Raw genomic sequence first — 10,998 nt, 5'->3', positions numbered from 1 at the left:
CATTGGCACCGCCAAATCATTACGGGATCTGGAAGCTGGCCGGGGAACATCTGGCTCGTCTGTTTTATGACAATACACAAGTACCCACTGTATGCCTGAGAATTAATACAACCTATGGAAAAGGACGGGATAAGGGAAAAACTTCAGCACCTACAAATGCCTTAAAGGCTATTGCCATGGGATCAGTTACCGGGAAATTAGTACCTTTTAAAATGCCTTATGACGGAAGGGAGAATTACCATTTTGTTGAAGATGTTGGCGCCCATTTTGCAGAAAGCACCTTACAGGATTTTGACGGTTTTGGTGCATTCAATATAAAAGGAAAAACTATTGCTGTTGAAGAGTTTTTAGACATTGTAACGGAACAGGCAAATAATATGGGAATAGGGCAGTATGCTGAACTTTCGGTGGCTGATGGGGCAACGCCCAATTTGTTTGTTTCCGATTTAAGTCATAAGAAAATTGAAAAGACATTTAATAATTTGCCTTTGACCTCAATTGCCAAAGGGGTTCGGATTTCTCTTGAGGAATTCCAGAATATGGCGCGTAAAGGAGTTTTGAAATATTCAGTAGAAAGCACATGAACACAATAAGAATTGGATTAATTGGAGCAGGTGATATTGCCGATCTGCATGCTGAGGCCATTAATGGGCTTCAGGGTGCGGAGTTAGCCGGACTATGGAACAGAACCTCGAAAAAAGGCAAAATGAAGGCTGCACAATACGGATGCATGGCCTATGAAAATGTTGATGAATTGCTGAATGACCCTAAAATAGATGCGGTTTTTATCCTTACCAACATGGAAACGCATTGTGAATATACCGTAAAGGCAGCCATTGCAGGGAAACATATATTGGTTGAAAAACCGGCCGCATCAAGTATAGCGGAGTTGGAAAAAATGCAAAAAGCTGTACTGGAGGCTGGGGTAAAATGTATGCCGGTACATAATTACATATATGAATCTGGGATATTAAGAACCAAATCCATGATTGAGAATGGTAGCCTTGGAGATATCACCCAATTTTATATGATGTATAATATTCACCATTCAGATGATATCAGGGTACGTTACCCGGGGGTAATCAGGCAGATATTAACACATCATTGTTATACCATGTTGTATCTGGCGGGAAAACCCAAAATCATATCTTGTATGAAGCATACCGTAGACAGCACAATTGCCCCGCAGGAAAATGTGGCCATGGCGAATATTCTAATGGAGAATGGCACACTAAGTCATTTATCGGCAAGTTTTGCAAATGACGACCATGCCGGGGATCCATGGACATGCATAATCAAGGTAATTGGAACAAAAGGAAGTACCAGATACAGCTATCGCGATTGGGTTATTAATGAACGAAAAGGGGCGCATTCTCAGACGTATTACAGCTATCCTGAATCCATTAAAAATACGGCTACACATTTTATTAATAAGGTATTACGATCAGGAGAGGAACCTCTTTCGACATTGGAAGACGCCATAAGTTGTCAGCGAATTATAGAAGCTTGTGAGCGCTCTGAAAAGGAAGGGATTCATATAAAGTATTAATAAAAGAACATTTGAATTTTTGATATATAGTTATTATGAGTACTAAGAAATTAATTGTTATAAGAAGAATATACTTAATGCTCATTATAGCACTTATTCTCACATCCTGTGGCAAAAAAGACAATTCCCTGGTACTGAATAAGGGGAATCATATTGTCCTTATCGGTAATAATCTGGGTTCCCGGATGATGAATTTTGGTCACTTTGAAACAGAGATGCAGTTGCGCTACCCGGATAGTTTACTATTCATTCGTAATATGTGTGATGGAGGTAACACTCCCGGATTCAGGCCCCACTCGGCACGAAATTCACCCTGGGCATTTCCGGGCGCTGAAAAATTTCAAACAGAATTTGCCCAGAAATCAGGAAGTATCGGGCATTATGAAACACCCGATGAATGGCTAGGCAGGCTTAAAGCAGATATTATCATCGCATTTTTTGGCTATAACGAATCCTTTCAGGGTAAGGAAGGTTTGGAGAATTACAAAGCCGAGTTACATGCTTTTATTCAGCATACCAGGAAACAAAAATACAATGGCATCGAACAGCCTCAGTTGGCACTGGTTTCCCCTATCGCATTTGCAAACCTATCTGCCAAAAAAGACGTGCCGGACGGAGTTAGAGAGAATCAGAATTTGTTGTTATATACAGAAGCTATGCGGGAAATAGCCAAAGCAGATAGTATTCTATTTGTAGATGCATTTAATCCAAGTTCGGAATGGTTCAACAAGGAGGCTGAGAATCTTACTTCAGACGGATTTCAATTAAATGATTTGGGCTATCAAAAGTTTGCAAAGTTACTGACTGACCAAATATTTGGAAAAAACAAGAGCAAGGCTGAGGAGAATCGCAATTTGGTACATGAAGCTGTAATGGATAAAAACTGGTACTGGCACAACGATTATAAAATGCCCAATGGTGTTCATGCCTTTGGCAGGCGTTTTGATCCTTTTGGACCCGCTAACTACCCCTTTGAAATAGAAAAAATACGCGAAATGACCGCCATTCGCGATTCCGCAATTTGGGCTGCTGTAAAGGGTAAAAAGACAGATGTAGCAACGGCCGACGCCAAAACTAAAAAACTTCCGCCTGTAAAAACTAATTATGACCCTGGTCAGGGAGATGTTGAGGCAGGTTATTTGTATGGGAAAGATGCGTTAGACAAGATCAAAGTTGCCAAGGGTTATAAATTGGAATTATTTGCTTCTGAAAAGGAATTTGCCGACCTCGCTAATCCTGTACAGCTATCCTTTGATAACCGGGGAAGACTTTGGGTGGGAGTAATGCCCAGCTATCCGCATTACAGACCGGGTGACAGTAAACCTAATGATAAGCTGCTAATTTTAGAAGATACAGATAATGATGGCAAAGCCGATAAGCAAACCACCTTTGCAGATGGACTGCATCTGACAATTGGTTTTGAATTTGCTCCCGAGGGAGTTTACATATCCCAGGGCACCAACCTGGTGTTGTTAAAAGATACGGATGGCGACGACAAGGCAGATGTGAAGGAAATTATTTTAAGCGGATTTGATGACCATGATACACACCATACAACCAGTGCATTCACAGCAGATCCATCAGGAGCTATCTATATGGGAGAAGGTGTATTCTTGCATACTAATGTAGAAACCGCTTATGGTCCCGTTCGGGCTACAAACGGTGGGTTTTATCGCTACAGTCCACAAAGGCATCACCTTGAGCGGACTGCACAATTGCCAATTCCTAACCCATGGGGTATTGCTTTTGATGAATGGGGACAAAATTTCTTTGCGCATACTTCCGGCCCGGATGTTACCTGGATGATGCCCGGAACTATAAAACCGAGATATGGCCAGGCTTCCCCTTTACCTGCAAACCTGATTCAGGAAGAACACCGGGTTAGGCCTACTTCGGGATTGGAATTTATTTCGAGCAGGCATTTTCCTGATGAGGTTCAGGGCGATTTGATTATCAATAACACTATCGGATTCCTGGGAACCAAACAACACACGATGCTAGACGATCCTGAATCAGCTGGATATATCAGCAAACATAGGCTGGATTTGGTAACATCGGACGATACTAATTTCCGGCCGGTGGATATGGAGTTTGCCCCTGATGGGTCATTGTATTTAATAGATTGGCATAACGTGTTGGTTGGACATATGCAGCACAATGCCCGTGATCCTTTAAGGGATCATGTTCACGGCAGGATTTATCGGATTACTTATCCATCCCGGCCTTTGGTGGAGCCGGCGAAGATCGTTGATGCAAGTATTGATGAATTGCTGGATAATTTAAAACTTCCCGAATACCGTTCAAGATATCGTACAAAAAGAGAGTTACGTTCAAGGGATAAATCTGAGGTGATGAATAAGTTAAGGGAATGGGTCAATAGATTGGACAGGAATGATGAAAGATATGAACACCATGTATTGGAAGCCTTATGGGTAAGTTGGGGGTTAAACCAAATTGATGATGCTCTTTTAAGGCAACTTTTAAATGCAGAGGATTACAGAGCCAGGGCTGCTGCTGTGAGGGTTTTGAGATACTCTGGTCATCAAATACCTGACCAGGTGGAACTTTTAATGACTGCAGCTGTTGATGATAATCCACGTGTACGACTGGAGGCCTTTGTGGCGGCTTCATGGTTAGAAAAGGAATCCGGACTGGCCGTACTTGAAGCTGCGGGCCACAAACCTCTGGATGATTGGATGGAGCTTCCCTATGAGGCTGCGATCGCACATTTAAATGACCATAATATGGGACAGGACCCGGAAACAAAAGGTATAAAAACAGATCTTGAAGGAAAAGAGCGCGAACTGTTTGTTAAAGGGGAAGAGATCTACAAAAGAGAAGGATTTTGCATTACATGCCATCAACCGGATGGAAGAGGTTTAAGTGCATCTCAATTTCCACCATTGGCCGGGGTTGAATGGGTTACCGGAAGTGAGGAGCGTCTTATTAAATTAACACTCAAAGGAATTATGGGCCCCATTGATGTAAAAGGGAAAACATATCCCGGGCAGGTTCCTATGACTCCATTTGGCGGTATGCTAAACGATGAAGAAATAGCCTCGGTACTTACATTTGTTAGAAATGCTTTCGGCAATAAAGCGCCCGCCATTTCAGCTGAAAAAGTGAAGGCAGTAAGAGATGATATTAAAGATAAAGAAGGTTTTTACTCAGCGGAAGAGCTTTTAAGGGAACATCCAATGAATTAAATAGCGGCGTCAAATTCAAATATTTTGTCCATTGGCAACCACTTTTCACCAGGTTTAGCGAAGGGTAGAGCCTGTTGATAATTCCACATTAAAACCTCCCAATCCTGCACTCTGTGGTTATCGTCATCCATTTTGGCCTTTTTGTCGAATGAAAAATGATCCTCTACTTCAATAATCATAAATAAACGGTTTCCAACACGATAGATTTCCATGTGGTTAATGCCCGAATTTGAAAGACTTTCCAAAACCTCGGGCCATACATTATTATGATACTCCTCATACTTAGCAATCAGTGCATCGTCATCTTTAAGATCCAATGCCAGACAATGTTTTCTCATATTTTAATTTTGGTTAATACTTTTCTAATTCAGAGCTCTGAATCAAATACCAGAGTATCCAATTCAGAAGCCTGCCAGGGGGTAATTTTACCTTGAGTACGAAATCTTATTCTGCCAACGGTACCATTGGAGATGGCCTCCGCAGAATTCCCCCAGCTATTTCTTATATAGGTAGAAATGGCGGCTATGTCCTCATTCTGCAGTGTTGAAAATGAAGGCATATTGGGTAATATATCCGGAATCCCATATTCCTTGCCATTAACTACAACAGGTCCTTCCATACCATGCAATAAAATCATAGCAAGTTTTTCTTTATCACCGGTAACCCATTCAGAACTTTTTAATGGTGGTGCAAATCTGGCCATACCCTCTCCCTGAGTACCATGGCAATTGGCACAAAGGTTTAAAAAATTCTGTCGTCCCGTAGCCATAACCAACGGATCAACTTCAATTGAATTCTGTTTGCTATCAGGTACTTCAATTGGTTTACCTGGCCAGATGAATAATTTTTGTAAGTTGGCCAACATATTTTCATCTGTCTTTTCCAAGGTTTTTAGGTTTTGGAAAACAGGAGGTGCCTGTGTAAGTTCAATTTTGGCATTGTCTTGCGAGGCTGAACTGTTGAGGATTCCGTTTATAATTGCATTGGTCACCCATTGTGTTTTTTGGGTTCGAGGGGAATTCAATTTATTCAAAATAGGTAGAATTTCTTCTTCTGCACCCTTTGTTGCAACCGCTGCAACCAGCATTTCAATAAATATTTCGCGATTCTGATCATAGGTATACCATTCCTCGTCAGACATCAGGTTGTTGAAAAATGCGGCTTCTCTATTTTCCATACTACTCATAACAACATCACGCGCCACAGGATTCTGATTGTATTCTTTAAGGAATTTCTTTGAAATCTTAAAAGCATATTCCGGTTCCAATAAATCAGATGTCAATACCATTTGCATCTGTAAAATGGGGTCTGCATGATCATAGGCATCTGAAATAAATTGTTGTATTTCTTCAAGAACTTTTGGTTGTTTATCTAATATCCCAACAGAAAGACGCAAGGCGGCCTGGGTTACTTTTGGATCTGCAGCATGCAGGGCAGAGAGATAAGGCTTTGAATTTGTATTTCCTAATCCCTCAAGGGTCCATAAGGCATGAAGTTGTCCTAAAGGATTTTCTGAAGCAAGCATGTTTTCTAATTCAGGAACAATTGACAGGTCACTACTTTCCACCAGTAGGCGTTGGGCCATATCCCTGGTCCAACCATTCGGATGGTTCAATAGTTTAACCAATCCTACTGGTTCTATTTTGGAAAGATCCTCTGCTTTTTCTGTTGTATTTTTTTTGGATGTAATGCGCCATATGCGACCCATATTTATAGGTTTGTCGAGTTTCCGATTTAAGGTTACTTCCCGCAGATAGTCTGTCATATAGGGTCCATGCTGAATTATACCTTTATACATATCCACCACATAGAGTGCCCCATCTGGTCCTGAAGCCAGAGAAATGGGTCGAAATCGCTCATCTGTTGAAGCAAGAAATTCGCGATTCTCATAAACCCCTGAAGCGCTTAACATAAATCCATCTTCAAGTACTGTATTTCTTTTGATCAGGTTACCGGTAGGTTCACAAACAAAGGCATTTCCCATATATGAATCAGGAAGGACATCTCCACGGTAGATTAAAGGGCCACAAGCTGATGCGAATTCCAGTAATTTTCCCTCTTCATCCAGGGTTCCCGGAACATAACCGCGGTTTACCGCCGTATTACTTCTTATAGGATAAATTTTGCGATCGAGTGTCAGTCCATGATCTATACCACTGCTACTTTTATGATGTTTATTTCTTTGGAGCGCATTTGGAGGAACAAGATCTGCATGTAATTGTGACCAGTTATAGTTATAAAATAACCGCCCCGCATTATCATGACAAATGCCCCATTGCCCCCTGAATTCCGTTTCTTCTTTAATCCACTTAGAATTTATCTTCCGGTATCGGCTTTTAGATTTGGCATTGTAATACCAATTATCCATTCCTCTCCAAAGCGCATTGGCAGAATGTTCAGGCATTCCTTGGCCACCGTATGTGGGATCAATTAATGTTTTTGTATCTGCTTTAAAATCCCCATCAGTGTCTTCTGCAAACCAAAGAGGAATATTTTCAGCAACAAGGGCTCCACCATTGACCACCGCAATGGCTCTTGGAAGCACCAGGCTATCCAAAAATATGATGCTCTTGTCCATTTGCCCGTCCCCGTCATTATCAAATAATACGCTCACTCTTCCTACAGGATCTTTTTCCCCGGTACCATCAATATCACGCATAAAACCGATCATTTCTACAACCCACAACCTGCCAGCCTCGTCAAAAGATATTGCCACAGGGTCTTGCACAAGAGGCTCAGCAGCCACCAGTTGAATTTCAAGATCCGGGTCTGCCAGTTCAAAAGACTGAAGGGCCTGTGAAGGTGACAAGGGAGGGGAAGGCTCTTTTTTACAAGCCTGAATAAATATCAGTATCCCAAGGAAGAGTAAGAGCGGGCGGATACGAAAGATTAATTCATTTTCTCTAGACATAGCCCTCTAAAATACGAATTTTATGCTTTCAAAAGTTCTGACAAACATTTGAGAAGCTCTTTAATTATACAATAAATGTGGCTACGTATACCAGTAAAGCTGCAAATGAACCAACGATCAATGTACCAAGAGTATATACTCTATAACCGGTTTTCACATCTATCCCTGAAAATTGTGTAAGGATCCAAAATCCACTATCATTTGCGTGGGAAACTACCATAGCACCTGCGCCTATGGCCGAAACAACCAAAGCCTTGTCTATCTCAGTTTCAAATCCCATGGAAAGCAATAATGGAGCAATGATTGACGCTGTGGTAATTAACGCAACAGTAGAGGATCCTTGAGCGGTTTTAATCGCCGCACATAACATAAACGGTAACCAAATTCCCAGATTGGCTGTGGCGAGCGTATCTGCCAAAGTAGTGGCAATGCCGCTATTCTGTAAGATCGTACCAAAAATTCCTCCGGCACCAGTAATAAGAATTATGTTTGAGGCATCGGTAAGGGCATTCCCAACCCAACCTGTGGTAGATAAAATAGTCTTATCCCACTTTCTGGGAAGCAGAAAAGCGAATAACATACCAATTATCAATGCAATAACCGGAGAACCAATGAAGGAAATTAATTTCATCCACGCGGTCTCTGCCTGGCCTTCAACCAAATTAAATTCGACAAGAGATTTCCCTACAATAAGTAAAATGGGAATTAATATGGGCAAGAACGACTTAAAAGCACTAGGGGCTTGTTTTATTTTTTCCTGAATCTCTTCTTCAGTAATATCCGGATTAGGATCTATATAGTTCCTGGCTCCCATTTTTTTGCAATAAATAACTGCGACCACCAGCGAAAGAAGGCCAATAACTAAACCTACCAACATTACCAAACCCACATCAGCCCCAATAATTCCAGCTGCTGCAATAGGCCCGGGGGTTGGAGGTACCAGAACATGAGTTATCATTAGACCGAGAATCAATGCCGTGGCTGTCCCCACTATAGATAAACCAGCCCTTTTTGAAAGACTTTTATTTAATGGGTTGAGAATAATGAATCCGCTATCCGCAAATACCGGGATAGAGACCACAAAACCAACTAATCCCATAGCCTCATGAACGCGGTTTTTACCTATTATTTTAAGGATTATTTCAGCCAGTTTATAGGCACCTCCTGAATGCTCAAGAAAGGCGCCAATTATTACACCCAGAACAATGACCACGCCTATTTTACCCAGAGTAATCCCGAATCCGTCGTTGATAGATTGTACAATCATATTCAGATCCATACCTGATAGAAGTCCAAAGAAAAGAGCGGCACCCAGCAGGGCTAAAAAAGGATGGACATTTAATTTTGCCGTGAGTAATACAATAATTACCACGCTTAAAAGGAGTAATAAAATAGTTGTCATAAAGTGATTGGTTTAGTGTGCATCCCGTTTTACTACAGAACTTGATTTTCCTACTAAAAAATCAAAATCTGCCCCCAGATGGGCCTGTTGCACGGTTCTAGTATATAGGTTGGTATATCCTCTGTCTGCGGCCGGTTGAGGGGGTGTCCAGGCCGCCTTTCTTTTTTCAAGTTCAGACTGTTCCACCTCCAAATGCAGTTTCCTGTTAGGAACGTCCAAGACAATATAGTCTCCTGTTTGCACCAATCCCAAAACCCCACCAATAGATGATTCTGGTGAAACATGTAACACTACCGTGCCAAAGGCAGTACCACTCATTCGTCCGTCTGAGATGCGTACCATATCTTTTATCCCTTTTTTTAATAGCTTTTCAGGCAAATCCACATTACCTACCTCAGGCATACCGGGATAACCAACAGGTCCGGCCCCTTTAAGGACAATTACACTGTTTTCATCAATATCCAAATCCGGCCTGTCTATATTTGCATGGCAATCCTCAATATTCTCAAATACCACGGCCTTGCCTCTATGTGACATAAGTTCCGGGGTTGCAGCAGAAGGTTTAATCACAGCTCCATCTTCGCATAAATTACCATATAATACGGCAATCCCTGCTTCTTCAATAAAAGGCTGATCAATTGCTGCAATTACTTCAGAATTATAACATTCTGCTTTTTTATTATTTTCCCCAATTGGCTTTCCATTAACTGTTAAGGCATCGTTGTGCAGATGTTCCTTCATTTGATTGATGACAACCGGTAAACCACCGGCATCAAAAAAGTCCTCCATCAGGAATTTACCTGAAGGCATTAGATTTACCAGCAATGGTATTTTACTGCCAAGGGTGTCAAATTCCTTTAAATGAAGAGGAACCCCAATTCTTCCCGCAATAGCTTGCAGGTGAATTATAAAATTAGTGGAACCTCCTACAGCGGCATTTAATTTTATGGCATTTTCAAAGGCCTCACGAGTGAGGATTTTAGACAACTTCAGGTCTTCTTTTACCATTTCAACTATCCGCCTTCCAGATAGTTGTGCTATAACTTTTTTACGGGAGTCTACTGCAGGTATGGCCGCTGCCCCCGGTAAAGTAAGTCCAAGAGCTTCTACCATGCAGGCCATAGTAGAAGCTGTTCCCATAGTCATACAATGCCCTGCACTGCGTGCTGAACAGATCTCAGCTTCTATTTGATCTTCCGCTGTAAACCCCTCATTTTTGATCTTGTCTTTTAAGGTCCATACAAATGTGCCGGATCCTATGCGTTCTCCTTTGTATTTTCCATTTAGCATGGGCCCTCCGGGGACCACTATTGTTGGAAGGTCAACACTGCAGGCTCCCATTACGGTAGATGGTGTGGTCTTGTCGCACCCTGTTAGAAGAACAACTCCATCAAGAGGGTTTGCACGTATGCATTCCTCAGTATCCATACTTGCCAGATTTCTGAAAAGCATTGCTGTGGGTCGCATTAAAATCTCCCCCATACTGGTGACCGGGAATTCAAAAGGGACACCACCAGCTTCAAGAACACCCTTTTTAACGAATTCCGCAAAGTCTCTTAAATGACCATTGCATGGGGTTAATTCGGACCAGGTATTACAAATACCAATTACAGGTCTTCTATTGAAATAATCATTTGGATAACCCTGATTGCGGAGCCATGACCTGTGAATGAATGCTGATTTTGGATCTCCGGGATTAAACCAATCCTCACTTCTCAATCTTTCTTGCTTATCTTTTTCCATTAACTGATACTTATTATGTGGAAACAACTAATATTTTAGATGAACCTTAATCATTTATACGGAAATCAAGGTATCATCTTTAACGCAGTTAACAAAATGGATTGCGCATTTATTTCTATTCTAAGGTCTTTTTTAGTAAATATTTGCAGAGACTGAAAATCTTTTGTTACTTTTAATTAAATGGTTT

The 10,998-nt window shown here is 41.5% G+C and carries 7 protein-coding genes; 3 read left to right on the top strand and 4 right to left on the bottom strand.

Going from position 1 to position 10,998, the window contains the following annotated elements:
- From WBM60_RS06325 to WBM60_RS06315, 3 genes are all read left to right on the top strand, one after another.
- The coding region (locus tag WBM60_RS06325) for an NAD-dependent epimerase/dehydratase family protein (protein ID WP_424282870.1) at positions 1-584 on the top strand (584 nt) is incomplete at its 5' end.
- The gene (locus tag WBM60_RS06320; protein WP_424279293.1) at positions 581-1,549 is read left to right on the top strand and encodes a Gfo/Idh/MocA family protein; all 969 of its coding nucleotides are present in this window, start codon (positions 581-583) and stop codon (positions 1,547-1,549) included. The genes WBM60_RS06325 and WBM60_RS06320, both read left to right, overlap by 4 nt.
- Positions 1,550-1,584: 35 nt before the next feature.
- A complete protein-coding gene (locus WBM60_RS06315) occupies positions 1,585-4,755 on the top strand; it encodes a PVC-type heme-binding CxxCH protein (protein ID WP_424282869.1) in 3,171 nt (1,056 codons plus the stop codon).
- On the opposite strand, the gene WBM60_RS06310 is transcribed toward WBM60_RS06315, so the two are convergent.
- The 4 genes from WBM60_RS06310 to WBM60_RS06295 form a co-directional block, all read right to left on the bottom strand.
- A complete protein-coding gene (locus WBM60_RS06310; RefSeq protein WP_424261702.1) occupies positions 4,752-5,093 on the bottom strand; it encodes an L-rhamnose mutarotase in 342 nt (113 codons plus the stop codon). The two genes, WBM60_RS06315 and WBM60_RS06310, sit on opposite strands and share 4 nt — an antisense overlap.
- Before the next feature lie 29 nt (positions 5,094-5,122).
- Complete coding sequence (locus tag WBM60_RS06305; protein ID WP_424277841.1) at positions 5,123-7,666, bottom strand: DUF7133 domain-containing protein; 2,544 nt, start codon at positions 7,664-7,666, stop codon at positions 5,123-5,125.
- 64 nt (positions 7,667-7,730) lie between these two features.
- Positions 7,731-9,068 (bottom strand): GntP family permease, encoded by a 1,338-nt coding sequence (locus WBM60_RS06300; RefSeq protein ID WP_299161339.1) that lies wholly within the window; start codon positions 9,066-9,068, stop codon positions 7,731-7,733.
- A 12-nt stretch (positions 9,069-9,080) separates the two neighbouring features.
- Positions 9,081-10,811 carry an IlvD/Edd family dehydratase gene (locus WBM60_RS06295; RefSeq protein WP_424258566.1) on the bottom strand — a complete coding sequence of 577 codons (1,731 nt, stop codon included), beginning with the start codon at positions 10,809-10,811 and terminating at the stop codon, positions 9,081-9,083.
- Positions 10,812-10,998: the final 187 nt, after the last annotated feature.

This window comes from Eudoraea sp., from assembly GCF_049669105.1.
GTDB lineage: Bacteria > Bacteroidota > Bacteroidia > Flavobacteriales > Flavobacteriaceae > Eudoraea.
This window is presented reverse-complemented; position numbering and strand designations above follow the sequence as displayed.